The organism is Oceanobacillus sp. FSL W7-1293, assembly GCF_037969815.1.
Classification (GTDB): Bacteria; Bacillota; Bacilli; order Bacillales; family Amphibacillaceae; genus Oceanobacillus; species Oceanobacillus oncorhynchi.
Genome location: NZ_CP150212.1, coordinates 3,946,031 through 3,972,103, shown reverse-complemented (window position 1 = coordinate 3,972,103; position 26,073 = coordinate 3,946,031). Strand labels below are relative to the sequence as shown.

Genomic DNA, 26,073 nt, shown 5'->3' with positions numbered 1-26,073 from the left:
GTTCAGGGAAGTGGTATTTCCCTTCCTTTAATGATATTATAAAAGGTATAAAACATATGTTCGTTTTAAAAAGGGGTTAAAATAAATTGGCTGCATATAAAACCATGCAAATTTGGGTAAAAAAAGGTCATCGGATGCATGTGTATTTTCAAAACATGTGTCAACATGGAAAAAATATGCATAATACAACTAACTTTTATATCCGACAAGTTTTTACAGGTTTAAAACAAGAAAAAGGACTGCTGCCGCTTCAAGAAGAAATATTGGAAACAATCCGAAAACATTTGCCCGAAATGAATGATAACCAAATGATAGCCTATCAAAGGATGGTTGCGAAAGAAAAGGGAAAAGCCGAACCCCGGCAAAAGGAAATAAAATGTCATTTATTTGAGATGCCGTCTAACAATAATCCATATATTTATTACCGTTTTTTGGATGCATTGTTTAAAACGATGAAACAGAACGATTATCAGTCCTTACCAATCCAGTCGAGTCAAGGGATTATGAAAAAAGTATTTCAAAATTGGAAATCCTTTTATAGCAGTTTGAGAGAATATAAAAAGAACCCCACAAAATTTAGAGCATGTCCTAAAATACCAGGATATTGTCGTTCAAAAGAAAAGGAAATATCCTTTTCAAATCAAGATTGTGTGGTAAAAGAAAATAAATTCTTGAAGTTTCCTAAAACAAAAGAACGCCTAAATATTGGAAAATTAGGTTATTCTGAGGGGAAACTTAAGCAGGTCCGAGTGGTTCCAAAATATGGTCATTATGTCGTGGAATTAATTTTTCAGATTCATACAGAAGTAGAAAGGAAAGAATCAAAAAAACGTTTTCTGTCTGTTGATTTAGGTATTGATAATCTTGCAACCATTGTCACAAATACTGGCAAAAGACCGGTCTTATTGAAGGGCAAAAATATCAAATCTGTTAATCAGCGATATAATCAGTTAAAAGCCTATTATACGGGCATTATTCGGCAAGGGAAAAATACAAACGAGGGTCTGTTTACATCGAAACGTTTGGAGAAAATCAGCCAAAAAAGATTTCTTCAAATCAAAGACTTATTTCATAAGGCTAGCTTTCAAATCGTGAAAATCGCCTTGGAAGAGGATATTGATACCATCATTATCGGTCAGAATAAAGCGTGGAAACAACGCTCTGATATGGGGAAAAGAAATAACCAATCCTTTACCACTATCCCGCACAGCCTGCTTATTCAAATGATCACATACAAAGCAGAGAAGCATGGGATAACCGTGGTGTTGACAGAAGAATCTTATACGTCGAAGGCAAGCTTTCTAGATAACGATGAAATTCCTGTTTATAGTCAACACAATAAAAATGATTTATTTTCAGGCAAGCGCATCAAACGTGGTCTTTACCTTTCGAAAAGCAAAGAATGTATCAACGCAGATGTAAATGGTGCTGCAAATATAATGAAGAAAGTTTTCAAAGATGCATTTAAACATAGCTTTTCCAGTATTGAAGCTTTACGAAGGCCAGTATCTTTGATTGTAAAATAAAAGTAATCCCAGAAGGCAGGACCAATGGGATAGCGGGGTTGGGTGTTTTTAGCACACCAATGTGTCAACTCCACTGGTGGTTAATCGTCATTTTGAGAGTCGATACTCCAGAAACCCCCACTTCAAATTTCGGATGAAATTAAGTGGCGGGAGTTTTCATAGTTTACGAATATAAATAAAGTGAGGAAATTAGACAGTGAATATGTATACAGATAAACGGACGGATTTTTATAAAGACCGTTACGAAAATAGAGCAAGATTAATGATTAAATGTCCAGATCAGCCGGGAATTGTGTCTGCAATCTCTACATTTTTATGGAACCAGCAGGCAAATATCGTCACATCTAATCAATATACCCAAGATCCAAAAGGCGGCGAATTCTTTATGCGCCTTGATTTTGAATACCAGACCGGGACAGACGTGGAAAAACTGAAGCAGGAATTTCAGGAGATTGCCGATCGTTTTCAAATGGACTGGCGCCTGAGCCTGGTTCACGAGTTGAAAAATATCGCGATTTTTGTTTCGAAAGAGCCGCATTGTTTATTAGAGCTGTTATGGGAATGGCAAAGTGGCGATTTAATGGCAAATATTCCAGTGGTTATCAGCAATCATGAAAATTCCCGTAAAATGGTAGAAGCATTAGGGATTGATTTTTACCATCTGCCCGTTACGAAAGAAACCAAACCGGAGATAGAAGCGAAGCAAAAGGAAATCTTAGAGGACTACGATATTGATTTGATTGTATTGGCACGCTACATGCAAATTCTTTCTCCAACGTTTGTGGAAGTATTTAAAGATAGAATCATTAATATCCATCACTCTTTCTTACCGGCATTTATCGGAGCAAAACCGTATGAACGTGCCTTTGAACGAGGGGTGAAAATGATTGGTGCAACTTCGCATTATGTAACCAACGATTTAGATGAAGGACCAATTATTGAACAAGGAACAGAGCCAGTCAGCCATGAGCATAATGTGGAGGACTTAAAAAAGATTGGACAATCCATTGAGCGCAGGGTATTGGCGCAGGCTGTTAAATGGCATTTAGAAGATCGAATTATTGTGCACGGAAATAAAACCATTGTATTTGAATAAAGAGAAAAGGGAATGCTGCAGATTGTTTTTGCGGCACTCCCTTTTTTATTAGTTAACGATTTTTCTGATTTTTTATTTTAGAAAGCGAAATGATATTAAATATCGACCTGATACCAAAACCTAACAGGATGATGGAGAATGAGATAAACAAGAGGGAGGACGAGCTTGTGTCATCGGCTTTGTTAATAAAAAGAAGATAAACCAAACCTGCTAATGCTGCAATTACCAGAAGCATATTAATGAATAAAGAAATAATTAAGAATCTTCTGTTTTTATTATTCACAATATCCCCCCTCATATTACGGATGGTTTCTAAATATGGAAATGTCCAATCAAATGAAGCATTCCATCGATTGACGCTTCATTAATCCGGAATTTCTTGCATTCAACATATGCCCTAATCACAAAAAATAATAGCTATTATCCGTCTTCCCGGAAGATGAAAGCTATAAACACGAAGTAACTTTTCTTAAGCAAGGCCGCTCCTGAAGTTATGTACGATTTCTACTTGTATCCATAGAAAAACCATAGCCGGCAAAAGCAGCTATGGTTTCTTTGGATATGATTATTGTTTCTCGGTTTCCCGTTCCCAGCATTCAATGCCGGTCTGGTCGTCCAGAGTATCTTTATAGAAGACAGGGTCTTTTCCTTCTTTTCTTTGTTTCACATAGTCTTTTAATAAAATATTGGCTTTCTTAAACAAGACAGTGATTGCAAAAAGGTTGAGCAGGGCGAGCAATGCCATGAATATATCTGCTAATAACCAGACAAGATCAAAGGATGCAAATGTACCAAAGATAACCATTAATACTGCAGCGATTCGATATAGGAAAATCAACACTTTGGAATTTTTGATATAAGCCAGGTTATTTTCCCCATAATAATAATTTCCGAGAATAGATGTGAAAGCAAATAAGAAAACAGAGATAGCAATAAATATACCAGCCCAGCTTCCTAACATTTGAGTGAAGGCAGTCTGTGTTAAAGCAATACCATCTGCCTCACTGCCTGCAAATCCTCCAGCTGACAGAATAACTAGCCCGGTTGCTGTACAAACAAGCAATGTGTCGAAGAAGACACCTAATGCTTGTACTAGCCCCTGTTTCACCGGGTGACTTACATCTGCAGTCGCCGCAGCATTCGGTGCCGCCCCCATTCCGGCTTCATTGGAGAAGAGTCCGCGGCGAATGCCAAGCATAATCGCTGCTCCAAAGCCGCCGCCAGCAACTTCACGGACACCAAATGCATTTTCAAAAATCAATACAAACATATCCGGGATGGCAGTGATATTTAATGCAACAATAACCAATGCCAGGCCGACATATATAATTGCCATAAATGGAACAATAATCTGGGAAACATTGGCGATACTTTTTAAGCCGCCAAAAATAACTGCTGCTGTAAGAATCGTCAGGATAACAGCAATCCAGACTGGGCTGACGTTAAATTGTGAATCAAATGCGATACTGATTGTATTTGACTGTACAGAACTAAATACAAATCCATACGTAAATGTAATCATAACTGCAAAGGTGATGCCCAGCCAGCGCTTATTCATTCCCTTTTCCATATAATAAGCGGGACCGCCGCGGAATTGGTTATTATCTTTTTCTTTGTATAATTGCGCTAACGTACTTTCGACAAAACCGGATGCTGCACCAATAAGGGCGATAATCCACATCCAAAATAAAGCGCCAGGCCCTCCTAAAGCTACAGCTGTAGCAACACCTGCCATATTACCAGTCCCTACCCGGGAAGCAGCACTGATTGCAAATGCTTGGAAAGAGCTGGTCCCTTTCGTTCCAGATGCATCATAGGAACGTTTATCAAATACAGTCCGAAACATTTCCGGCAGTAAACGAAATTGGACAAATTTAGTTCTGAAAGTGAAATAAAGACCTAATCCGATTAATGCAAAAATCAGGATATATGTCCATATAAAATCATTAAAATGATTTAACATCGTATATATGAAATCCATTAATATCTTCCTTTCTTATTGAGAAATGCTTCTTTACGCTGTGTGGTGACATTTCAAAATTGGGTGTAAAATAACAAGGAATGAAAATATATGCCGATAGGATTAGAAGAAGATAATATATTATAGCATAGATTTATTATAATTCCATTAATTTTTAAAAAGGGCAGGAAATGTATGCGTTACAGAGAGACTTTCTAAGAAATTGAAAATAACAGCTGCATACCCATAGCAGTTAAAATGTCTATGGATAAGCAGCATCATTTTATCCAGACTGAAAAATAGCGATAAGATGTTGCACGGCTCTTTCGATGTCACCTTCTTTTAGTCCTGCAAAGCCAATAACAAATTGTGGATGAGAGACAACAGCATTTTTAGAGGCGTAATAAGAAATAGGATATAGTTTGATTCTTTGCTGTCTGGCTCTTCTCATTATCTCCTCTTCTGTCAGTCCGTTTCGTACTTCGCAAACAATGTGCAATCCAGACTGTTCGCCCAGCAGTTGAATAGCAGGCTTATAAGCTTCAAAAAGCTGATGGACCAGTTCAAATTTCTTTCTATATATTTTCCGCATTCGATTCAAATGCTTTTCAAAATAACCCTCCTGAATAAAATGCGCCAGTACATGCTGATCCATTCGCGAAACGGTAGAATGGTGAAAAGTAAGCCTGTTCCGATACTGCTCCAGTAATGCTTTTGGTAGAATCATATAGCTAATCCGCAGGGAAGGAATCAATGATTTGGAAAACGAACCAAGGTAGATAACCCGGTCATTGAAATCCATTTTTTTCATAGGAGGTATCGTTTTCCCTGTATAACGAAACTCACTGTCATAATCATCTTCTATAATATACCGGTCCGCTGTTTCATTTGCCCACTGTAACAGCTGATTGCGCCGGTTGATGGAGGTCACTGTTCCATATGGAAAATGGTTGGACGGAGTGACATAGATGTAATCAGGCTCTAAGAGACGGACGGCTTCAATGGACACGCCTTCTTCATTCATATCTAAGGCTCGTCCTAAAAAGCCGAAATGGGTAATCAATTTCATCATCAACTGATAACCTGGGTCCTCCACGCCGAATATAGTCGTTCCGGCAAGCAGGGAAAGCAGCTGCTGCATTAAAACTTCAATACCTGCTCCGACGACAATTGTGTCCGGATCACAGTCGATTCCCCGTGCGTGATATACATAGTGGGCAATAGCTTCGCGCAGCTCTTTATCGCCTTGGGCATCACCAAGCAGCAGTAAATCATGATGGGATTCATCAATGACGTGCCGGTTTAGCTTTCTCCATGCCGAAAAGGGAAATGCCTCCGTATCAATTTTATTGGGAGAAAAATCAAATAAAACGGATGGTTCTTTCTCCGCATCAGAAATCTCCTTTTTATCTGAATGCTCTACAAATTCTAAATCGCCATGTGCCAGTACATAGAATCCCTTTCTGGGCTGTGATGCGATATAACCTTCCGCAACAAGCTGTTCAAAAGCAGTTTCCACTGTATTCTGGCTTACTTCCAAATGATTAGCGAGCTTTCGTTTAGAAGGCAGTTTTTGACCATAGGGAAGCCGCTCCTGTACAATTTCCTGTTTAATAAACTCGTAAAGCTGTTCGTATAAAGGGGTATTGTTTGTTTTTTCTAAATGAACAGATAATAAATCCATTTTCTCTCTCCTTTGAAAAACTGACCTCATTAAATGATGCAAAATTGGCACTTTCATTCATATCATATTATTTTTATAATAATAAAAAATCAATCAAAAATCTAGGAGGAAATAAAATGGCAGATCGAGTAACAGGTACAGAGCGTGTAAAAAGAGGAATGGCGCAAATGCAAAAAGGCGGCGTCATTATGGATGTTGTTAATAAAGAACAGGCAAAAATAGCGGAAGAAGCGGGCGCTGTTGCTGTCATGGCCTTGGAGAAAGTCCCGTCTGATATTCGTGCTGCCGGCGGGGTAGCGAGAATGGCAGATGTCAGTATTGTAGAAGAAGTGATGGAAGCCGTATCCATTCCAGTTATGGCAAAGGTGCGTATCGGTCATATTGTTGAAGCACGTGTTTTAGAATCCCTTGGTGTGGATTATATTGATGAGAGTGAAGTACTGACACCAGCGGATGATTTATTCCATTTGGATAAAAAGCCGTTCACTGTCCCATTTGTATGCGGATGCCGTGATCTAGGAGAAGCAGCCCGCCGGATTGGAGAAGGTGCGTCGATGCTTCGTACAAAAGGAGAGCCTGGAACAGGAAATATTGTGGAAGCTGTACGCCATTTACGCGAAGTGCAATCACAGGTAAGAAGAATTGTACATATGAACGAAGATGAGCTGATGACAGAAGCTAAAAATCTTGGAGCACCGTTTGAAGTGCTGCTGCAGGTGAAGGAAACAAGCAGACTGCCAGTGGTAAACTTTGCTGCAGGCGGAGTGGCAACTCCGGCAGATGCTGCATTGATGATGGAGCTTGGAGCAGACGGGGTCTTTGTCGGATCTGGCATTTTTAAATCAAAAAATCCGGAAAAATTCGCACGTTCTATTGTCGAAGCAACAACGTATTATCAAGACTATCAAAAAATTGGCGAGCTTTCTAAAGACTTGGGAGAAGCAATGAAGGGTATCGATATGAAAACGTTAAGAGCAGAGGATCGAATGCAGGATCGCAGTTTCTAAGTCGCTGAAAGGGGAGCGGGTACGATGAGTGAACAAACATATCGAATCGGAATCCTTGGCATGCAGGGAGCGACAGAAGAGCATGCGAGTCATCTGCAACAAGCAGGACATGAGCCGATTCTGATCAAAAATAAAGAGCTGCTTGAAACGGTGGATGCTTTAATTATTCCGGGAGGGGAAAGCACAGCCATTTGGCGCTTGATGAAGAAAAATAATCTTGTAGAAGCTGTACAGCAATTTGCCCAATCCAAGAAGCCGGTTTTTGGAACCTGTGCCGGCCTCGTTTTGCTTGGTAAGGGTCAGGTAGATGCAGAGCAGAGTCTGCATTTAGGTCTGATGGATGTGCAGGTCAAACGGAATGGTTTTGGAAGACAGCGGGACAGCTTTGAAGCAAATCTGGATGTGAACGGAATAAAGGAGCCGTATCCAGCTGTATTTATACGTGCCCCATATATTGAATCGGCAGGAGAGAATGTGGAAGTTTTAGCTGCCTATGATGATAAAATTGTGGCTGCAAGAGAAGAAAATTTAATTGTAGCGGCTTTTCATCCGGAGCTGACTGATGATAATCGATTCCTGGAATTATTCCTTTCGATGGTGGGGCAGCAGCCGGTATTAACGGTATAATAAAAAGTTTTGCATGTTTTTATGATAAATCATAGAAAAAGAGCTGATACGTGAACCAGCTCTTTTTCGCGTTTCAAAGAGAATGATGCAGCAAGTTTTTCTTACCATTAATAAAGTCTCTTGGATGGAAAGAAAAAGGAGGTAAACTATTTCTTTTTTTTCAGTTTACTATTCTTTTTTCGATTTAATAGAGCTTCCCGCAGGTCACTGGACACTTGTTTTTTCTTCTGATCAGTTTCCGGATCGAGTTGGATTATTGGATTATGCTTTCCTGCGGATTCTTCTACAATTACCGCTGATTTCACTTTACAGTCACTCGGAAGCTCCTTCTTTGGAACAAGTAATTCCCGATTCTCCGCTTCCACTAAAATAACGGCCGATTCGCCTTCAAACCGATCGATAATTCCTTTCATGCTATTTCCCTCCTTTAAAAGTCACAAATCAGACCCTCGGCTTCCATATCTGCGATTCTGCTCGGACCGATTCCGTCAATTTCCTCCAGCTCCTCGAATGTATCGAACGGGCGTTTATCCATTATTTGATTGGCACGTTCGTCACCGATATGAATAATCCCGGTTAATTCCTCTTGAGATGCGTTATTGATATTAATACAGCTGCTATCCTTGTTTTCCTCGTTTGAGGCAGAAGTATCTTCGGAAGCATCCTGATTCTCCTCCTCGGCTGCATCCGGTTTGGAAACAGTAATATCCTCGCCCATCTCGGTTTCAATCGAATAGGATGATCCATCTGTCGTGACAACAATGCTTCCATCTACATCCGTTCCGTACCACTCAATGTTTTCCTCATCTAATAAATCAATAACCTTTGTACTCGGATGACCGTATGAATTGTCTTCTCCAGCGCTATAAATGGCAGCCTGCGGATCGACAGCATCTAAAAAGGCGGGATCAGTGGATGTATTGGAGCCATGGTGCCCTAAATGTAAGAAGGTGCTGTTAAGCGAAGAAGCTTCTATCATTTCCTTTTCTTCCTTCACTCCGGCATCTCCAGTCAAAACAAAGGAAACCTGATCATAGGCTAAACGAATACTGACCGACTCTTCATTCGCTTTTCCGGAAATGTCCTCAGGGTACAGCACTTCCAAGTCAATCGGGCCAAGTTCATACTCCTCGCCGGTCCGCGGTTCATGATAATTGATATCCTGAGATAGGATTTTTTCCATCGCAGTCTGGTATGTATTGGAGGTGCTTTCATTTCCGGACATCCAAACTTCATCGACAGCAAAATGATCCAGGACTTTGGAAAGCTGACCGATATGATCTGCATCCGGATGGCTGATAATGACAAGATCAATTGCTGTGATTCCCTGTGCCTCTAAGTAAGGAACCACTTCATTACCCTGCCAGTCCCCCGTATCAAACAGGATTGCCGTTTCCTCCTCTCCGTCGTCGAAAGTGAATAAGGTGGAATCGCCTTGCCCGACATCGATAAAATGTGCTTGAAAATCTCCGTCCACGCTATTTGATTGTGCAGCTGTATCTGTGTCTGCGTTACAGCCTGCCAATGCAAAGATAATTATAAAGCTGAAATAAATAATGTTTTTCAAAATGAATTCTCCTTGTTCCTGTTATTCTTTTTATTCATCGTAATATAATGCACCGACAGCACCGGCATGGCCTCCTTTTTCTAAAAAGGTTAAATTGTAATCAAACATACTTTCAAAAGAGCCTATCACTTGCTTTAAAAGCGGGTTTCCGGTCAATGCACCGCCGATCATGACGATTTCTTTTGTAGCTAATGAGTTTGACGTTAAGCTGGAAAGCAGTACAATCGTCTCGCCAATAAGCTGGGTTAATGCGGCCAGCTGGTCCTCAGCTGAAACGGATTGATCCAGCTGATCTTTTCCAAAATTAGCAGCGGTCAAAGAAGCCTCGACAGGCGAATAGCTGGATTGATAAATATCTGAGACCATCAAATCACTGCTGGTCCTGTCTCCTTTAGAGGCCAGATCTACCAGCGAATGATAATCAGAAGTACCCGCAATAATTGCTCCGAGGCCTGTAAACAACCCGCCGCCGACTCCTGTTCCTGATAAGCGTTTCTGTTTGTGGAAAAAAGAAGTTCCTGTGCCGATATTCACTAAAAGATAATCCGTATCCGGAAGCTTTTTTTCTTCCGATAATAAGTACTTTGTTCCCTCTATTACACATGTGAATTCCTTAAAAATAGAAATAGATTGGTTGTCGGCTTTAATCTGTTCAGCTCTTCCGCCTGTTACCTGAAGCGCTGCTTCCGGTGCAGTCATCTTCAACCAGGAAATGACCTCATGGGTTTGCTTGGCAGGAAAAGTTTTTAATCGAAGCCTGCCTCCCTCTTCATAGGCAATTTTTATTAAAGATCCGCCTGCATCAATACCAATTCGTTTCATTAAAAATCCCTCCATGAATGTAAGTCTGCTAATTTCGGTTCGGCAAATATAAGAACATTCATTCTTATATTATCATATTTTTTAATATAAAGATAAATTAAACAGGGGTCTCTTTAAGAGGAAGAAGAGAAAGCTGCTGTTAAAGATTTCTTACTGCAGGTGAGATATGAGAAAATAATTTATGTAACGGGTTTTAAATAAAAAGAAATTGAAACTTTTAAAAGCCTCGTTCGTAATAGTATAATAAGAGTAAGAGTATAGACGATTATACTTAGGATAGAATGATTAATCACGTAGGAGTGAGCATATGCGGGCAATTATGCAATTTTTAATGCAGAGCTTTGTTGGTGCTGTCAGCCTGACAGCTATATGGCTTGTTAGCTTTTTTATATATGGACAGACTGTCCTGTTGACCAGTCTTTTTGCTGCAATTGGGGGCGTATTGACCTATGCAGCCACAAAACAGATTATGGATTATCGATTTGTTAAAAGTCAGGGATTGACTAAAAAAGAATATAAATTTATTGATGCCAATTTAAAAGAGGCAAGAGGAAAAATCACACGTATGCAGAAAGCTTTATTCAAAGTAAGGTCTTTCCAGCATGCGCGGGAGAATTTAACGATTGTAAGAACGGCTCAAAAAATATATAACAACGCAAGAAAAGAACCGGTACGATTCTATCAGGCAGAGCGTTTCTTCTATAATCATTTAGACTCGCTTGTCGAATTATCAGAGCGTTATGCGTATCTTTCCAGCCAGCCTTCTCCATCTATCGAGATGCAAAAATCATTAAAGGAAACCAGGCAGACGCTTACCGCCTTTAGCCCCACGATTAAAAAGGATCTGCAAGTGATGCTGAGGGATGATCTAGAAACATTGGATTTTGAGCTGGATGTAGCCAAGAAGACGCTGCGCCGATCTAAAAAATAAGGAGGATTCTACATGACTGCAAAAGACCAAACTAATGATTCTATAAATGATTTATTAAATGACCCGTTTGGAGAAAGAACAGAGGTTTCAACGAATATTTCCGAACAAAATATGGAAAGCTCGGAGGCGCCAAGACTGGTTGACAGACTTCCCGGCGAGCATCGTAAAAAAGCAGAGCAGTTAAAGCAGCAAATCGATACAACCAACCAACAGTCTTTAGTGAAATATGGTGTAGAGGCACAAGCAAAATTACATCAATTTTCACATGAGATGCTGGAGCATGTTCAAAAGCAGGATGTTAGCCAAATTGGTTCGATTCTAAATGAGCTGATGAAAAAGCTGGAGGATATTGACCCTTCTGAACTGCAGGAGGAGAAAACAGGCTTCTTATCACGTTTGTTTGGAAAACTGTCGAAATCTGTGAATGAGGTATTATCCCGTTATCAAAAGACAAGCTCCCAGATTGATCGTATCAGTGTGCGTCTGGACCGAAATAAAGATTTACTCTTGTCGGACAATGAAATGCTTGATAAATTATTTTCTACCAACCGGGATTATTACGATGCTTTAAATATTTATATTGCTGCCGGCGAATTAAAGGTGGAGGAAATCAATAATGAGATTATCCCGCAGCTTCGCCAAAAAGCAGAAACAAGCGGAAGTCAGATGGATGTTCAGGAAGTAAATGATATGCTTCAATTTGTGGACCGGCTGGAAAAACGGACGCATGATCTCCGGTTAAGCCGTCAAATTACAATGCAAAGTGCTCCGCAGATCCGTCTTATCCAAAATACGAATCAGGCACTTGTCGAAAAAATACAATCCTCTGTTTTAACTGCGATTCCACTATGGAAAAATCAGGTGGCCATTGCCTTGACCCTATTAAGACAGCGTCATGCGATGGAAGCACAGAAACAGGTATCGCAAACAACAAACGATTTATTATTAAAAAATGCGGATATGCTGAAAGAGAATACGGTGGAGACAGCCAAGGAAAATGAACGAGGCCTTGTCGATATTGATACATTGAAGCAGACGCAGGAAAAATTAATGTCTACCATCGAAGAAACACTGCAAATTCAATCAGATGGACGTAAAAAGCGTAATGAGGCAGAAAAAGAATTAATCGGCATGGAAGAGGAATTAAAAAATAAAATGCTGGAATTTAAAGAATAAAGACAGAAAACCAGGTGAAACGCCTGGTTTTTTTATTTGGATGGCAGAAAAGGATTATGTATGATGGCGGTATTTTTGTTAAGTTGACGCAGTCCACGTCTTGTACCAAGCGCTTTTGGTTTCCAATTGACACCTTATTTTTAATCGCTTAATATAGATTACTGCACTGACAAATTGATTTTATATCGAACTGTAAGATAAGATAGAAGTGTACATCGTTTAAAAACACTGGCGCTTTTTATAGACAGCCATTGAGAAGCTAAAAAATAAAGCTACTTTAAGGAGGAAATCATAAATGCATCAGACACAGCAAATAAAAGAAGCAAGAGAGTTTATTCAAAGTAAAACAGATATGACCCCGGAAATCGGTATTATTCTTGGTTCTGGACTAGGCGGCTTGGCAGATGAATTAGAAGACGCAGTTGTCGTTCCGTATGAAGAAATCCCGCATTTTACTAAATCCGCAGCTGTTGGACATGCCAATCAGCTTGTTATCGGTACATTGCATGGCAAGCGTATTGTAGCGATGAAAGGGCGTTACCATTATTATGAAGGCTATTCCTTGGATGAAGTGACTTTTCCAGTACGTGTTATACAGGCGCTTGGTGCGGATAAGCTGATTGTTACCAACGCAAGCGGAGCAGTAAATAAAGATTTTAACCCTGGCGATTTAATGCTGATTACAGATCATATTAACTTAGTTGGAACGAATCCATTAATTGGCCCAAATAATGATGACCTGGGAACTCGTTTTCCAGATTCTTCGCAAATATATAATCGTGAACTTCGCGATTTGGCTAAAAATATTGCCAAAGAAAATCAGATTAATTTGCAGGAGGGTGTATATACCTGGTGGAGCGGACCGGCTTATGAAACACCGGCAGAAATTCGCATGATTCGCGTGCTTGGAGGAGATGCAGCCGGCATGTCCACCGTTCCTGAAGCACTTGTTGCCGTCCATGGCGGAATGAAGGTATTAGGTATTTCCTGCTTAACTAATATGGCAAGCGGTATTTTAGACCAGCCGCTGAGTCATGATGAAGTGATTGAGGTTGCTGCACAATCGCGCAGTAAATTTGTGAAACTCGTGAAAGAAGTCATTCATCAGATATAAGCACAGCAGTCATATGGTATAACGGAGACTTCATTCAGCACCAAGGTGCAGGATGAAGTTTCTTTTTAAAGAATAAGAAAGTATATAAAAAATGTTGAATATAGCCGCTACAATGAGTTTCATTAAGGGAGTAATCTTCAATGTTGTCAGGTTAATGCGACCGCTGCGACGGGTTATGGTGGGGTGAGTAATCGCAACCCCAGAAAAACACTACGCTTTCCATGGGCCCCGAGCTCATCTCCTTTAAAGAAGACTTGCTGATTGGCAAGCCGTCAGGCGCAGACAGAAGCAAAGTCGCACTTATGCCCCGAGGGTAGAAAAATAGAAGTTCGCTATTTTTCTGCGGGGTCTTCACCCTGGGACTGGGACTGCGATTACTCGTCCCATCGAAGAGCTTTTGCGATTATTCGCCCCACCGAAGACCATTGCGCTTTCCCATAGGAGTCTACGTGTTTTTTCTCCGCTAAATAGGTTTTATTACTATCTGTATAAAATTAATAAAATTCATTAACCTGTCAACATTATTGCGATTACTCGCCCCATCAAACCCGTCGCTAGAATTTGCGTTATTTCCTTGTGAAAAAGCAAATAAAACATAATTCTTCTTAGATGGGAGCGGAGGGAAGTCGACTCCTGCGGGAAAAGCAACAGGTAGACCTGAGCAGGAAGCGGTTTTCTTCCGAGGAGACTGAAGCGTTGCCCGCGGAAAGCGACTTCCTGGGTGCGATTACTCGCCCCATCGAAAACCGTCGCAGCGGACATCTCTTCGGCGAGAACACTGATGTTTTAAAGACCAAGCGGTATTCTTGATTTTTCTTAGTCATTGATTTTGAAAGCGTTCTTATATATAATGAAGGTGATAAAGGATTGTTACTGTGAGGCAGGCAAAACCTGAATGAGTTAAACGGCATAGAGTGCGCTCTATCTGTTTAACTCATTCAGGTTTTCTTTTTTGAAAGAAGAATAAGCATAGCTGACATTTGAAAAATACCGGCTGCATGACATTTCTTTTGGTATAGAGGGCCGTCATAAATAGGGAAATGGAACCGTTGACATATTTTATTTTTTATTCTAACCTAAATATAGATTGAATATTGGCAAAATGGAATGTTACCTTATTGGGCATAACCTGGATTGTTTTGAATGCACGTGAAGTGTGTTCAAAATAATTCAGGTTTTTTATTTCGAAAAAGGCTGAGGAGGTGGAAGGGAAATGTAGCAGGAGCATGGCGTATAACAGTATCAATATTACAGTTGGGCAAAAAGTGACTTATAGAATAAAAAAATAAATCTATTTTGGAGGAAAAGAGACATGAAAAAGATATGGGGAATCATGGCAGCACTATGTTTTGTATTCGTATTGGCAGCTTGCAGCAGTTCCCAAGCAGAGGAAAATAATGATGGAGATGCAGAGGGAAATGAAGAGGAAGTCGTAGAAGCAGAATCAAATGATGAATTAACCATTTACATTGTCCGTCACGGGAAAACGATGTTAAATACAACGGATCGTGTGCAGGGATGGTCAGATGCGGTGTTAACACCAGCAGGTGAAGAAATTGTTACGCAAGCAGGAATTGGTTTAAAAGATATCGATTTCCAAAGTGCTTACAGCAGTGACAGTGGAAGGGCTATTCAAACAGCAGAAATCATCATGGAAGAAAATGAAACATCTTCGGAGCTCGATTTGCATACAGATGAACGTTTTCGTGAATTTAATTTTGGAACATATGAAGGCGATTTAAATGAAACCATGTGGCAGGATATTGCAGATTTACAAGGAATTACACTGGAGGAATTTTTAGAAAATCTCGAACCAGAAATGTTTTCAAACAGTGTAGCGGAGCTAGATGAAGGAAGAGATGAAGAGGGGCTTAATTGGCCGGCGGAGGATTATGATGCCATTACAGCACGGCTGACAGAAGGCCTGGATGAGTTAGTAGAAGCAGAACAAGGACATGAGGGATCTGGAAATGTTTTACTTGTCTCTCACGGATTAAGTATATCTGCTTTGCTGGATACGTATTTTGATGATTATGAGGTGCCAGAAGGCGGTCTTGATAATGCAAGTGTATCTGTTATAACGTATCAGAACGGAGAGTTTCAGCTAGATTCTGTCAATGATATGAGTTATGTTGAAGAAGGACAAAAGCAAGAGGAAGAATAATAATGACTCAAGGAGGAGAGTAACATGACAAAAGCTTTTCCAGAAGGATTTTTATGGGGCGGCGCAACAGCAGCCAATCAATTAGAGGGTGGATTTCACGAAGGAAATAAAGGATTAAATATAGCCGATGTGCTGCCTGGCGGAAAAGAAAGATTACAGGTGTTGCGTAATCCGGGATTTCAGTTTGAAATAGAAGAGGGAAAAAGCTATCCGAATCATGAAGCAATTGATTTCTATCATCGTTACAAAGAGGATATTGCGTTATTTGCAGAGATGGGCTTTAAAGCATTCCGTTTATCCATTGCCTGGTCACGGATTTTCCCGAATGGCGATGAATTGGAGCCGAATGAGGAAGGGTTGGCTTTCTATGATAAGGTCATTGATGAACTGTTAAAATATGATATCGAGCCGGTCGTCACCATTTCGCATTATGAAATGCCTCTGCATTTAGTGAAGGAATATGGGGGCTGGAGAAATCGGGAGGCTATTACTTTCTTTGAACGATATACGGAAGCTATTTTCACCCGTTATCAGGGAAAGGTGAAGTACTGGATGACCTTTAATGAAATCAACAGTGGATTAATGATGCCAATCATGGGGTTAGGGTTTGCGATTAAAAAAGAGGAAGATCGTTATCAACCGACATTCCAGGCATTCCATCATCAATTTGTTGCGAGCGCGAAAGCAGTGAAACGATGCCATGAAATCATGCCGGAAGCCCAGATTGGATGTATGATTATTTACGCTCCATTCTATGTCTATGACAGCAATCCGGAAAATGTCATGGATGCATTGGAGAAGGATGAACGCTTTAATTATTTTTGTACAGATGTACAAGTAAGAGGAGAATATCCAGCTTATATCCAGCGCTATTTCCGGGAGCATAACATTGAATTGGAGATAGAGGATGGCGACTTGGATATTATCAAAGAAGGAACGGTTGATTACATCAGCTTCAGCTATTACATGTCTAAAACGGAAAAGAAAGCAGATGGGAATGGCGAGGAAGCAGATGGAAATATTCTGCTTGGCGGTGTTAAAAATCCATTTTTAAAAGCTAGTGATTGGGGCTGGGAAATTGACCCGATCGGTTTACGCATCTCCCTCAACCGGCTGTACAGCAGATACCAGATGCCATTATTTATTGTAGAAAATGGATTGGGCGCCTATGACAAAGTGGAAGAGGACGGTTCGATTCAAGATGATTATCGTATCGACTACCTGCGGGAGCATATGAAACAAATGCTGGAAGCTGTAGAAGATGGTGTGGATTTAATGGGATATACGAGCTGGGGATGCATTGACCTAGTAAGTGCCTCCACCGGGGAGATGTCGAAACGCTATGGTTTTATCTATGTGGACAAGCATGATGACGGAAGCGGCACACTGGAACGAAAACGCAAAAAATCATTTTATTGGTATAAGGATACCATCGCTGCTAATGGTGCAAACTTAGCCAGCGAGTAAAAGAAATTATTTTAAAAAAACATAGGAAAAGCGGCTTTACTTTCATTGTTTGAATGTAGAGCCGCTTTTTTTCTGCGGGTCTTCACACTGGGACTGGGATTACCAATGTTGTCAGGTTAACGCGACCGCTACGGAAAAACACTACGCTTTCCATGGGCTTGCGCTCAGCCTCCTCGAAAAAAGAAGACCACTTTTTTCTGCGGGGTCTTCACACTGGGACTGCGATTACTCGCCCCACCGAAGACCATTGCGCTTTCCCATAGGAGTCTACGTGTTTTTCCTCCGCTAGATAGGTTTTATTACTATCTGTATCAAAATTAATAAAATTCATTAACCTGACAACATTGAGACCTGCGATTACTCGGTCTATTAAAACCGTTGCTGCGGTTACTCGCCCCACCGAAAACCATTGCGATTACTCGTCCCATCAAAAACCGTCGCTAGAATCAGCTTCATTTCTTTGTAAGAAAGCAAATAAAACATAATTCTTCTTAGATGGGACCGGAGGGAAGTCGACTCCTGCGGGAAAAGCAACAGGTGAAGACTCCGCAGAAAGCGACTTCCCATAGCGGACATCTCCTTGGCAAGAACACAATGTTTTAAAGAACAAGCGGTATTTTTGCTTTTTTGGATTTTGCGTGTTCAAATCATTCGTTTCTGCTAAAAAATAGGTGTACAATATGAATACAGAAAGTTCAGAACAAAAAAGGCAGGTGATAAATCATGTATCCTATTCAACTATACGGAGACCGCGGTGTACGAATTCCCTTTGGCAATGCCATTGACAGACAAGTAAATAACGCAGTGCATCGCTTTGGCGCTCTCTTAGAAAAATATCCAATACAGGGAGTATCGGAATGGATTCTTGCATATACTGCCATCACGATTTATTATAACCCGAGTGAAATCACTTATAGAGAGCTTGAAAAAAAGCTTATCCATTTACAAAAAATAATGGAGGAAACAGCTCCTCCTGCAGCCAGAAAGATTACGATTCCAGTATGCTATGACAAGGAGGTTGCCTTAGATATGGAAGATGTTGCTGCCCGCTCTAAACTTTCCATTCAAGAAGTGATTCGTCTGCATACGGAGCCGCTTTATTATGTGTATATGATGGGCTTTATGCCCGGCTTTCCTTATTTAGGCGGTTTATCTGAAAAGCTTGCCGTACCAAGGCTGGATAATCCAAGAAAAATGGTGGAGCAGGGGGCAGTAGGTATTGCGGATAAACAGACAGGGATTTACCCGCTGGAATCCCCTGGAGGCTGGAGAATTATCGGCAAAACTCCTGTACGTCTTTATGATGCGAAGGGGGAGAAAAAAATCCTTATCCAATCCGGAGATCTGCTCCAGTTTGAAGCAATTGATCTGCAAACCTATTATAAAATAGAAGAAGCAGTAGAAAACGGAAGCTACCAGCCTCAGATAAACCAAGAAAAGGAGGAGCAATCATGAATTTGCATATCGTTTTGAATGGGAACCCAAAAAAGAGCTTTGGCGCAATGAATGAATTTGCGGCACGCTGCAGGAGTCAGTGCAGACATGTGAAATCGCATGGTGCTCTGTATTCGAAGGTAGTTACGGCAGGTGATTCACGTTGAAAGAAATCTTGGAAGTCATGAAACCTGGATTATCGACCAGTATCCAGGACACTGGAAGGATTGGCTATCAAAAATACGGTATTCCGACGGCAGGAGCAATGGACACCTTTGCCCATCGCATTGCAAATCTGCTCGTCGGCAATCCGGAGGAAGCAGCAACGTTGGAAATCATGTTGATGGGCCCCCGATTGAAGTTTTTACAGGATGCGGTCATTGCTGTCGGCGGCGCAGATTTGTCAGCAGCTGTTGACGGAGAGCCTGTCTGTCCATGGAAATCCTTCCGCGTTTATACAGGGCAGATTCTGTCATTTGGCAAGCCGGTTCATGGAACCTATGCTTATCTGGCAGTAAGCGGCGGATTTTATGCCGAAACAGTAATGGGGAGCAAGTCTACCTATGCGCAAGCCAATCTTGGCGGGATAGAGGGAAGAATCTTGCAAAAAGGAGACCGCCTATCTGCAGAGGATAGAAAACTGAAATCTGTCCGGGCAGGAAGGTATTTAAAAAAGATAGATATACCAAATTATGAACAGCACCGTCCAATCCGAGTCATTGCCGGACCGGATATAACTGCTTTTTCAGACGCAACCTATCAGCAATTTTTTCAGGAAAGCTACCGTATTACCGAACAGTCCAATCGTATGGGCTATCGTTTAGAAGGGAAGGCTTTGTCTCATGTGGATAAAGCGGACATTCTCTCGGATGCTGTGCTTCCAGGGACGATTCAGGTGCCGGCAAATGGTCAGCCAATCGTGCTTTTAGCGGACCGGCAGACAACAGGAGGATACGCACGTATTGCTACGGTCATCACCGCAGATATTCCTCAGCTGGTGCAAAAAAAGATTGGGACAGAGGTCCGGTTTTTATCAGTTCCTTTAGAAAGAGCCCAGGCAGATTATCTGGCACAGCAGCGTTATTTTAAAATACTTCGGGAAGCTGTCCGGTCAGGGGAGTGATTGCTGATTTGGAGGGAGCTTTAATACAAGGTGATTCCATGGTAAAGTAAAGAGAACACGAACGTATAGGAGCTAGTCAATAATGAGTAAACAATTCGTCAGTCCGGCGTTAGTCATTTGTATCATTGGTTTTACGATGGTCCATTTTATCACGTATTTTTTTCAGGTTAATCTGCTGTTAACGCTGTTAGTATGGTTTGGGTTTGGAATTATTTTCTTTGGAACATTATTTTACGGGCCGCTGCATTTGAAAATGCCATTAGGCTTGTTCTTAACAGGAGTAATTATCTTTCTATCTGTAGACACCTCTTTTCTTTCGGGAATGCGGGAAGGGCTTTTGCAGATGCGGAATATGGTCGGATTATTAGTTATCATCCCTATGGTCAGCTGGGTATTGCGGGAAGAAGCATTTTTAGAATCTGCCATCAGCTATGCGCATGATTTTGTGGATACGAGTAAGAAATTTTATTTTGGGATGGTTTCCTTTACACAAGTTATCGCTTATTTCCTCTTATTTGGTGCAATTCCTATGCTGTATCAATTTGTATCGATGATCTTAAAGGATGAAAAGGGCGAGGCGTGGGAGCGATATAAAGGGACAGCGATTCTGCGCGGGTTTGCGTTATCGGTACTGTGGGTGGTCAGTATTCCGAGCTTTGCCTATGTGGTGGAAGCAATGGAGGCTTCTTTATGGAAATCAATTCTGCAAGGGCTGGGAGTAGCTGCATTAGGAACCATCGTTGCGATTTTGTTCTTCCCGCTGGAGAATAAAAAGTATCATGTTAACTTTACAAGAGGCCTCCAGCATGAAATTGATGAGATTATGCAGCATACGAGAAATAAACGGGAGACAAAGCGGATCGTCCGTGAATTTATGATTCTCTTTCTCTCTCTTTTCGGTTCCATCTTTATCCTGAGCGCTTGGGTGAACATGGAATTGCTTGTCCTGATCCCTTTAACCATCCTCGTATGGATACTTAGCTATTATCTAGTGAAGAAGCGTTTATATAAATTAACACATATTGCAGCACTTTATGTAAAAGAAGAGATGGCGGGCAAGTCGTATCAGCTATGCGTGATGGTTGGGGCAGGAATGCTGATTGCAGGATTGACTAAAACAGGCTTTGCCGGCTGGGTTGTCGACAGTCTCTATGCCTTAGAAGCAGTCGCTCCATTTATCAATCTATTATACCTGCTGCCGTTTATGGTAATTATCTTAGGCTTTGCCGGTCTCGGTCCGTTGACAGTAATGGTATTGGTAGCTGGTATTTTGCAGACTATCCACCTGCCGTATCCTCCAGAGCTGATTGTGCTTTCAGTGACGCTGGGAAGCTCAATATCAATTTTATTATCACCGGTGATTATGCCAATCATTGTCTTAAGCGGCTCCAATGGTTTGAGCGGCTTTAAAAATGGTTTTCAGTTTAACGGTGTGTTTGCTGTGGTGCTATATGCTTTGGTGATGACATATATTCAATTAATGGCATATATGGCCGGATAATGTTTATACAGCAGGGAATGATTGGGGAAATGGGCTCAGGAGGCAATCCCCTGCTTGCTTCCCTCTTGACATTCATTTTTGAACAACATAAAATGAATGTTGAAAGCGTTTACTTTATTTGGGTGATTTCCATTTTTATTGAATCACTGATAAGGAATATTGATAGGGGTCACCGGAAATCGATTTGCTGTGGATGATAATAATAGATTCATATCCTTTCCAAATGAAAAAGGAGGAGTATCGATGCGGGATGCGGTGATTGTAGAGGCAGTACGTACACCTATTGGTAAACGAAATGGTTTTTTGAGTGAGATAAGGGCAGAAGAATTAGCCGCAGCGCCTTTAAAGGAATTAGTTAAACGAACTAATCTGGATACAGCGGCCATTGACGATGTTATTATGGGATGCGTCACGCAGACAGGAGAACAGGCAGTGGATGTGGCAAGGCAGGCTGCGCTTATTGCCGGCTATCCGGTCAGTGTTCCTGGAACAACGATTGACCGTCAATGCGGATCGAGTCAGCAGGCCATTCATTTTGCTGCACAGGCCATCTTGAGCGGGGATATGGATATTGTGGTAGCAGCCGGGGTGGAAAGTATGTCCCGTGTGCCAATGGGGACCAACCAGCAGGGGGTAAAGTGGAATCGTGCTTTACTAGATAAGTATGAGATGGTGCATCAAGGTGCAGCCGCTGCCCATATTGCTGAAAAATGGGGTATTTCCAGACAAAAAATGAATGATTATTCATTCAAAAGTCATCAGCGTGCGATAAAAGCCCAGGAAAAAGGCTTTTTTCGACAACAAATGCTGCCCATTTCCGTCAAGCGTGCGGATGGAACCACAGCTCAATTTTATCAAGATGAAGGGCCGAGAAAAGACACCTCGATGGAGAAACTGAATGCATTGCCTGATTTATTTGTAAAAGAGAGCGGAATTACAGCGGGAAATGCCAGTCAGATGAGTGACGGGGCAGCAGCACTTTTAATCATGTCTGCTGATAAAGCCAAAGAGCTTGGCTTCACTCCGCGTTTTCGTATTCTCGCCCGCAGTGTGATTGGTTCGGATCCGACAGAGATGCTGTCAGGTCCAATCGAAGCTACTAAAAAGGTTCTTAAAAAAGCTGGTTTATCGATGGAAGATATCGATGTTTTTGAAGTGAATGAAGCCTTTGCATCCATTCCTTTAATGTGGATGAAGGAATTAGGGGCAGATGAAGAAAAAGTCAATATCGACGGGGGAGCTATTGCCTTAGGGCATCCTTTAGGTGCAAGCGGAGCCAGATTGATGGTAACGATGATGCATACCATGGAGCGGCTCGAAGCACGTTTTGGTCTGCAGACGATGTGTGAAGGACTGGGAATGGCTAATGCGACAATTTTGGAACGATGGACAGGGGAATAGGGAGGAATTTTAAAATGATGCAAACCCAATTAAATTTAACGACAATGGTGAAGCATGCGGAGAAATATTTTGCTGATAAAACAGTTATTTCGCGTACACTGAGCGGAGTCCATACCATTCCGTACAGTAAAATAACCGAACGGATTCACCGGCTGGCAGGTGCTTTAAAAAGCTTAGGCGTGGGAAAAGGGGACAGAGTCGGCACAATAGCCTGGAACCATCACCGTCATTTGGAGGCTTACTTTGCGATTCCAACGATGGGAGCCGTACTGCATACAATCAATATCCGTGTTTCGCCAGACGATTTAGCCTATATTATCAATCATGCAGAGGATAAAGTGTTATTGGTGGATGAGGATTTATTTCCATTGATCGAGCGCGTGAAAGACCAAATTACGGATGTAGAAAAAATTATTGTAATGACGGATAAAGAGGAGCTGCCGGAAACAAACCTTACAAATATAGCATCCTATGAATCCTTGCTTGAAGAGGCAGACCCAGACACAGAACTCGATGATGCTATCGATGAAAATGCAGTCGCCGGTCTATGTTATACCTCTGGAACAACGGGCAGGCCAAAGGGTGTCGCTTATTCTCACCGCGGGATTTATTTACATAGCCTGGCTCTGGGATTAAAGGACACCGTAGGATTATCAGAGGAAGATATTGCGATGCCTATTGTTCCGATGTTTCATGTAAATGCGTGGGGGATGCCATTTGCTGCATTATGGTTTGGAACAACCCAGGTGTTGCCGGGGCCGATGCCGACACCGCAGATTTTAGCAGAACTGATTGAGGATTATAAAGTGACGATGGCAGCCGGCGTGCCAACGATTTGGATGGGCTTTCTACAGGCGCTGGAGCAGGGAAATTACGATACAAGCAGTCTGCGCTGTATTCTTTGCGGCGGATCAGCTGCTCCAAAAGGGATGATTCGCACATTTGAATCAACCTATCACATTCCTTTTGTCCATGCATATGGAATGACAGAAACCTCTCCGATTGTGACATTGGCCCGTTTAAAAAGCTATCAGCAGGAGCTGGATGAAGAGGAGCGTCTGGAATTACGCTCCCGTCAAGGCATGGTCGTGCCCGGAATTGAAATTAGAGGAATCAATGAACATGGCGATATCCCTCATGATGGAAACACAATAGGCGAATTGCTTGTCAGAGGACCGTGGATCGCCGATGCATATTATAAAAATGATCGCAGTGATGAATCCTTCCGGGACGGCTGGCTTCATACAGGCGATGTGGTCAATATTGATGAAGAGGGCTCCGTGAAAATCGTGGACCGTACCAAGGATATGATCAAAAGCGGCGGGGAGTGGATTTCTTCGGTCGATATCGAAAATGCGTTAATGGCACATGAGGCCGTATTTGAAGCCTCAGTTATTGCGGTTCCGGATCCAAAGTGGCAGGAGCGTCCGGTAGCATGCGTGGTATTAAAAGAGGGGAAAACATTAACGGAGGAAGAAGTGAAGCAATTTTTAACACCGCAATTTGCAAAGTACTGGATTCCAGACCGCGTCCTATTTATGGAAGAAATCCCAAAAACATCGGTAGGGAAATTCTTAAAACGGGCATTGCGGGATCAAGTGGAAGAAATGCTTTCCTTATCTGATTCTTCTTCATAATATCAAATTTTTCAACAGGAAGCGCGGAGGGGCGCTTCCGTGTTTTCTAATGGAAAAGGAGCTGGTTAAATGCAATTGACAGATATAAAGAAAAAAATGGAGCTGCCGGTTATCATGGCCCCGATGTTTTTAATTTCTAACCCAAACATGGTTGTCGGGGCATGTGAAGCAGGGATTATTGGAACATTTCCGGCTCTGAATGCACGCACGAAGGATGTTTTAGACAGCTGGATGGCTGAAATCAATGAGAGATTACAGGAAAAAGAAGCAGCAAATCCAGATACAGCGATTGCGCCCTGGGGCGTCAACTTTATCAGTCACTCCTCCAACAAACGATTTTACGAGGATTTGGAGCTGATCGAGAAGCATCAGCCGCCAATCGTTATTACTTCGTTAGGAGATCCATCTCCGGTTGTAAAGATTGTTCATAGCTATGGAGGACTTGTTTTATCCGATGTGGTGAATGTGAAATTTGCAAGAAAGGCATTGGAAAAGGGCAGTGACGGGTTGATTTTAGTAGCTAGCGGGGCTGGCGGGCATGCTGGAACGTTAAATCCTTTTGCTTTTATGGATGAAGTACGCAGCTTTTTTGATGGACCTGTTGCTTTAGCAGGCACCATTACAAAAGGAGAGCAAATATTGGCCGCAGAGCTTTTAGGAGCTGATTTTGCTTATATTGGCACCCATTTTATAGCGACAGCGGAAAGCGGGGCAGCCGCTGCTTACCAGGAATCGATTATTCAATCTGCGGCTGCTGATATTATTTATACGCCTGCGTTCAGCGGGATACCTGCTAATTACTTAATCCCCAGTATTGTCAAAGCTGGATTGGATCCAGAGAACTTACCGGAAAAGGCCGGACTTGATTTTAAAAAGCTGTCTGACTCCTCAGCTAAAGCGTGGAAGGATATTTGGGGCGCTGGGCAGGGAGTTGGCGGAACAACAAAAATACAAACGCTGCAGGGAGCCGTAGATGAATTAAAAACAGCATATACACAAGCGAAAAAAGAACACCAGCTGACTTGATTTAAAAAGGGAGAGAAAGCAATGACAGAAGCAGTGAAATACGAAAAGAAAGATGCGATTGCTTTGATAAAGATGAACCGGCCGGAGAAACGCAATGCTCTGTCGATTGAAATGGCGAGAGGCCTGGTGAAAGCGCTGAAGGATGCAGAAAAAGATTCGGATATCAAAGCTGTCATCATCAGCGGAGAGGGAAAAATATTTTCAGCCGGCGGCGATTTGGAAGTGCTTCATACACTGGATAACAGCGCGAAAATAATGGAATATATGAAGCAGGCATTAGAGATTATTCAGACGATACGGGAGCTTGATAAATATGTTATCAGCGCAGTCCATGGCTTTGCCGCAGGAGCAGGCTTCAGTATTGCTGTTGCAGCAGACTTTGTTGTAGCTAAAAAGGATGCAGCCTTTCTATGCAGCTTTACCGATGTAGGCATTATACCGGATTTAGGCTTAGTAAAAAAACTGACAGATAACCTGCCAAGTGCCGTAGCGAAGGAATGGATATCTTCAGGAAGACCTGTTTCAGCAGAAGAAGCATACCAGCGCGGCATTGTTAATCGCGTAACAGAGGAGGAGGTTGTGGAAGCAGCCATCGATTTTGCCGGTTTTATTGTTAACGGGCCGCCGCTTGCCAACAAATTTGTAAAGCATATGGTAAACCACGCGGATGAGTGGAGCTGCGGTACAAATGATTTGCAGGAAACGGCTATCCAGACCTTATTGCTGCAGACAGAGGATAATAAAGAAGGAATCCAATCATTTTTTGACAAAAGAAAACCGAGCTTTAAAGGAAAATAAAAGCGGATTGCA

General features: G+C 41.8%; 23 protein-coding genes. 17 read left to right on the top strand and 6 right to left on the bottom strand.

All coding sequences use genetic code 11. The annotated features are described in order from the left end of the window. Positions 1 to 104: 104 nt before the first annotated feature. Positions 105 to 1,526: a transposase gene (locus tag MKY65_RS19380; RefSeq protein ID WP_339185321.1), complete on the top strand. Its 1,422-nt coding sequence runs from the start codon at positions 105 to 107 to the stop codon at positions 1,524 to 1,526. Positions 1,527 to 1,728: 202 nt separating this feature from the next. Beyond that, positions 1,729 to 2,622, top strand: a complete 894-nt coding sequence (gene purU / locus MKY65_RS19375; RefSeq protein ID WP_042535773.1) for a formyltetrahydrofolate deformylase — start codon at positions 1,729 to 1,731, stop codon at positions 2,620 to 2,622. A gap of 52 nt (positions 2,623 to 2,674) precedes the next feature. Here the strand turns inward: purU and MKY65_RS19370 are convergent, their stop codons facing one another. The 3 genes from MKY65_RS19370 to MKY65_RS19360 all read right to left on the bottom strand — a co-directional run bounded on the left by MKY65_RS19370 (position 2,675) and on the right by MKY65_RS19360 (position 6,266). Further along, positions 2,675 to 2,905: a hypothetical protein gene (locus MKY65_RS19370; protein ID WP_339179729.1), complete on the bottom strand. Its 231-nt coding sequence runs from the start codon at positions 2,903 to 2,905 to the stop codon at positions 2,675 to 2,677. A 282-nt stretch (positions 2,906 to 3,187) separates the two neighbouring features. Further along, entirely contained in the window at positions 3,188 to 4,603 is a 1,416-nt protein-coding gene (locus tag MKY65_RS19365) for an alanine/glycine:cation symporter family protein (protein WP_339179727.1), read from the bottom strand. 262 nt (positions 4,604 to 4,865) lie between these two features. After that, positions 4,866 to 6,266, bottom strand: a complete 1,401-nt coding sequence (locus tag MKY65_RS19360) for a PLP-dependent aminotransferase family protein (RefSeq protein WP_339179725.1) — start codon at positions 6,264 to 6,266, stop codon at positions 4,866 to 4,868. 116 nt (positions 6,267 to 6,382) lie between these two features. Here MKY65_RS19360 and pdxS point away from each other — a divergent pair, with 116 nt between their 5' ends. Together pdxS and pdxT are read left to right on the top strand one after the other, a co-directional pair. Beyond that, positions 6,383 to 7,273 carry a pyridoxal 5'-phosphate synthase lyase subunit PdxS gene (gene pdxS / locus MKY65_RS19355; RefSeq protein WP_339179724.1) on the top strand — a complete coding sequence of 297 codons (891 nt, stop codon included), beginning with the start codon at positions 6,383 to 6,385 and terminating at the stop codon, positions 7,271 to 7,273. Between the two features lie 24 nt (positions 7,274 to 7,297). Beyond that, positions 7,298 to 7,900 (top strand): pyridoxal 5'-phosphate synthase glutaminase subunit PdxT, encoded by a 603-nt coding sequence (gene pdxT, locus MKY65_RS19350; RefSeq protein WP_339179721.1) that lies wholly within the window; start codon positions 7,298 to 7,300, stop codon positions 7,898 to 7,900. A gap of 146 nt (positions 7,901 to 8,046) precedes the next feature. On the opposite strand, the gene MKY65_RS19345 is transcribed toward pdxT, so the two are convergent. Genes MKY65_RS19345 through coaW form a run of 3 tightly spaced genes read right to left on the bottom strand, consistent with a single transcriptional unit; the run spans position 8,047 to position 10,289 of the window. Continuing rightward, positions 8,047 to 8,313: a DUF3006 domain-containing protein gene (locus tag MKY65_RS19345; RefSeq protein ID WP_339179718.1), complete on the bottom strand. Its 267-nt coding sequence runs from the start codon at positions 8,311 to 8,313 to the stop codon at positions 8,047 to 8,049. 14 nt (positions 8,314 to 8,327) lie between these two features. Then, positions 8,328 to 9,467 carry an MBL fold metallo-hydrolase gene (locus tag MKY65_RS19340; RefSeq protein WP_339179716.1) on the bottom strand — a complete coding sequence of 380 codons (1,140 nt, stop codon included), beginning with the start codon at positions 9,465 to 9,467 and terminating at the stop codon, positions 8,328 to 8,330. 30 nt (positions 9,468 to 9,497) lie between these two features. Next, positions 9,498 to 10,289, bottom strand: a complete 792-nt coding sequence (coaW, locus tag MKY65_RS19335; RefSeq protein ID WP_339179714.1) for a type II pantothenate kinase — start codon at positions 10,287 to 10,289, stop codon at positions 9,498 to 9,500. A gap of 307 nt (positions 10,290 to 10,596) precedes the next feature. On the opposite strand from coaW, the gene MKY65_RS19330 reads away from it, so the two are divergent. The 13 genes from MKY65_RS19330 to MKY65_RS19270 all read left to right on the top strand — a co-directional run bounded on the left by MKY65_RS19330 (position 10,597) and on the right by MKY65_RS19270 (position 26,061). Further along, complete coding sequence (locus MKY65_RS19330) at positions 10,597 to 11,220, top strand: 5-bromo-4-chloroindolyl phosphate hydrolysis family protein (RefSeq protein ID WP_193065495.1); 624 nt, start codon at positions 10,597 to 10,599, stop codon at positions 11,218 to 11,220. 12 nt (positions 11,221 to 11,232) lie between these two features. Continuing rightward, positions 11,233 to 12,396 (top strand): toxic anion resistance protein, encoded by a 1,164-nt coding sequence (locus MKY65_RS19325; protein ID WP_339179713.1) that lies wholly within the window; start codon positions 11,233 to 11,235, stop codon positions 12,394 to 12,396. A 295-nt stretch (positions 12,397 to 12,691) separates the two neighbouring features. Next, positions 12,692 to 13,510, top strand: a complete 819-nt coding sequence (locus tag MKY65_RS19320; RefSeq protein ID WP_339179712.1) for a purine-nucleoside phosphorylase — start codon at positions 12,692 to 12,694, stop codon at positions 13,508 to 13,510. Positions 13,511 to 14,822: 1,312 nt separating this feature from the next. Continuing rightward, complete coding sequence (locus MKY65_RS19315; protein ID WP_339179710.1) at positions 14,823 to 15,674, top strand: histidine phosphatase family protein; 852 nt, start codon at positions 14,823 to 14,825, stop codon at positions 15,672 to 15,674. A gap of 24 nt (positions 15,675 to 15,698) precedes the next feature. Then, positions 15,699 to 17,141 (top strand): 6-phospho-beta-glucosidase, encoded by a 1,443-nt coding sequence (locus tag MKY65_RS19310; protein WP_339179708.1) that lies wholly within the window; start codon positions 15,699 to 15,701, stop codon positions 17,139 to 17,141. 723 nt (positions 17,142 to 17,864) lie between these two features. Then, positions 17,865 to 18,596 carry a 5-oxoprolinase subunit PxpB gene (gene pxpB, locus MKY65_RS19305; RefSeq protein WP_339179707.1) on the top strand — a complete coding sequence of 244 codons (732 nt, stop codon included), beginning with the start codon at positions 17,865 to 17,867 and terminating at the stop codon, positions 18,594 to 18,596. Next, entirely contained in the window at positions 18,593 to 18,742 is a 150-nt protein-coding gene (locus MKY65_RS19300; protein WP_175297004.1) for a hypothetical protein, read from the top strand. Before pxpB ends, MKY65_RS19300 begins: the two co-directional genes overlap by 4 nt. Continuing rightward, a complete protein-coding gene (locus tag MKY65_RS19295) occupies positions 18,739 to 19,698 on the top strand; it encodes a biotin-dependent carboxyltransferase family protein (RefSeq protein WP_339179706.1) in 960 nt (319 codons plus the stop codon). Before MKY65_RS19300 ends, MKY65_RS19295 begins: the two co-directional genes overlap by 4 nt. An 82-nt stretch (positions 19,699 to 19,780) precedes the next feature. Next, positions 19,781 to 21,199, top strand: a complete 1,419-nt coding sequence (locus tag MKY65_RS19290; protein WP_339179704.1) for a hypothetical protein — start codon at positions 19,781 to 19,783, stop codon at positions 21,197 to 21,199. Positions 21,200 to 21,442: 243 nt separating this feature from the next. Beyond that, positions 21,443 to 22,600, top strand: a complete 1,158-nt coding sequence (locus tag MKY65_RS19285) for a thiolase family protein (RefSeq protein WP_339179702.1) — start codon at positions 21,443 to 21,445, stop codon at positions 22,598 to 22,600. 14 nt (positions 22,601 to 22,614) lie between these two features. After that, a complete protein-coding gene (locus MKY65_RS19280) occupies positions 22,615 to 24,237 on the top strand; it encodes a long-chain fatty acid--CoA ligase (RefSeq protein ID WP_339179700.1) in 1,623 nt (540 codons plus the stop codon). A 69-nt stretch (positions 24,238 to 24,306) separates the two neighbouring features. Next, complete coding sequence (locus MKY65_RS19275; protein WP_339179698.1) at positions 24,307 to 25,263, top strand: nitronate monooxygenase; 957 nt, start codon at positions 24,307 to 24,309, stop codon at positions 25,261 to 25,263. Positions 25,264 to 25,284: 21 nt separating this feature from the next. Continuing rightward, on the top strand, positions 25,285 to 26,061 hold the full coding sequence (locus tag MKY65_RS19270; RefSeq protein WP_339179696.1) for an enoyl-CoA hydratase/isomerase family protein: 777 nt from the start codon (positions 25,285 to 25,287) through the stop codon (positions 26,059 to 26,061). Positions 26,062 to 26,073 lie beyond the last annotated feature (12 nt).

What these genes read in the sequence shown, in the direction of transcription:
- MKY65_RS19285 (WP_339179702.1), top strand. Translation starts at nt 21,443, where the DNA reads ATGCGGGATGCGGTGATTGTAGAGGCAGTACGTACACCTATTGGTAAA.
- MKY65_RS19280 (WP_339179700.1), top strand. Translation starts at nt 22,615, where the DNA reads ATGATGCAAACCCAATTAAATTTAACGACAATGGTGAAGCATGCGGAG.
- coaW (WP_339179714.1), bottom strand. Translation starts at nt 10,289, where the DNA reads ATGAAACGAATTGGTATTGATGCAGGCGGATCTTTAATAAAAATTGCC.
- purU (WP_042535773.1), top strand. Translation starts at nt 1,729, where the DNA reads ATGTATACAGATAAACGGACGGATTTTTATAAAGACCGTTACGAAAAT.
- MKY65_RS19315 (WP_339179710.1), top strand. Translation starts at nt 14,823, where the DNA reads ATGAAAAAGATATGGGGAATCATGGCAGCACTATGTTTTGTATTCGTA.
- pdxT (WP_339179721.1), top strand. Translation starts at nt 7,298, where the DNA reads ATGAGTGAACAAACATATCGAATCGGAATCCTTGGCATGCAGGGAGCG.
- MKY65_RS19345 (WP_339179718.1), bottom strand. Translation starts at nt 8,313, where the DNA reads ATGAAAGGAATTATCGATCGGTTTGAAGGCGAATCGGCCGTTATTTTA.
- MKY65_RS19275 (WP_339179698.1), top strand. Translation starts at nt 24,307, where the DNA reads ATGCAATTGACAGATATAAAGAAAAAAATGGAGCTGCCGGTTATCATG.
- MKY65_RS19380 (WP_339185321.1), top strand. Translation starts at nt 105, where the DNA reads ATGCAAATTTGGGTAAAAAAAGGTCATCGGATGCATGTGTATTTTCAA.
- MKY65_RS19320 (WP_339179712.1), top strand. Translation starts at nt 12,692, where the DNA reads ATGCATCAGACACAGCAAATAAAAGAAGCAAGAGAGTTTATTCAAAGT.
- MKY65_RS19360 (WP_339179725.1), bottom strand. Translation starts at nt 6,266, where the DNA reads ATGGATTTATTATCTGTTCATTTAGAAAAAACAAACAATACCCCTTTA.
- MKY65_RS19300 (WP_175297004.1), top strand. Translation starts at nt 18,593, where the DNA reads ATGAATTTGCATATCGTTTTGAATGGGAACCCAAAAAAGAGCTTTGGC.
- MKY65_RS19290 (WP_339179704.1), top strand. Translation starts at nt 19,781, where the DNA reads ATGAGTAAACAATTCGTCAGTCCGGCGTTAGTCATTTGTATCATTGGT.
- MKY65_RS19310 (WP_339179708.1), top strand. Translation starts at nt 15,699, where the DNA reads ATGACAAAAGCTTTTCCAGAAGGATTTTTATGGGGCGGCGCAACAGCA.
- MKY65_RS19270 (WP_339179696.1), top strand. Translation starts at nt 25,285, where the DNA reads ATGACAGAAGCAGTGAAATACGAAAAGAAAGATGCGATTGCTTTGATA.
- MKY65_RS19365 (WP_339179727.1), bottom strand. Translation starts at nt 4,603, where the DNA reads ATGGATTTCATATATACGATGTTAAATCATTTTAATGATTTTATATGG.
- MKY65_RS19330 (WP_193065495.1), top strand. Translation starts at nt 10,597, where the DNA reads ATGCGGGCAATTATGCAATTTTTAATGCAGAGCTTTGTTGGTGCTGTC.
- pxpB (WP_339179707.1), top strand. Translation starts at nt 17,865, where the DNA reads ATGTATCCTATTCAACTATACGGAGACCGCGGTGTACGAATTCCCTTT.
- MKY65_RS19325 (WP_339179713.1), top strand. Translation starts at nt 11,233, where the DNA reads ATGACTGCAAAAGACCAAACTAATGATTCTATAAATGATTTATTAAAT.
- pdxS (WP_339179724.1), top strand. Translation starts at nt 6,383, where the DNA reads ATGGCAGATCGAGTAACAGGTACAGAGCGTGTAAAAAGAGGAATGGCG.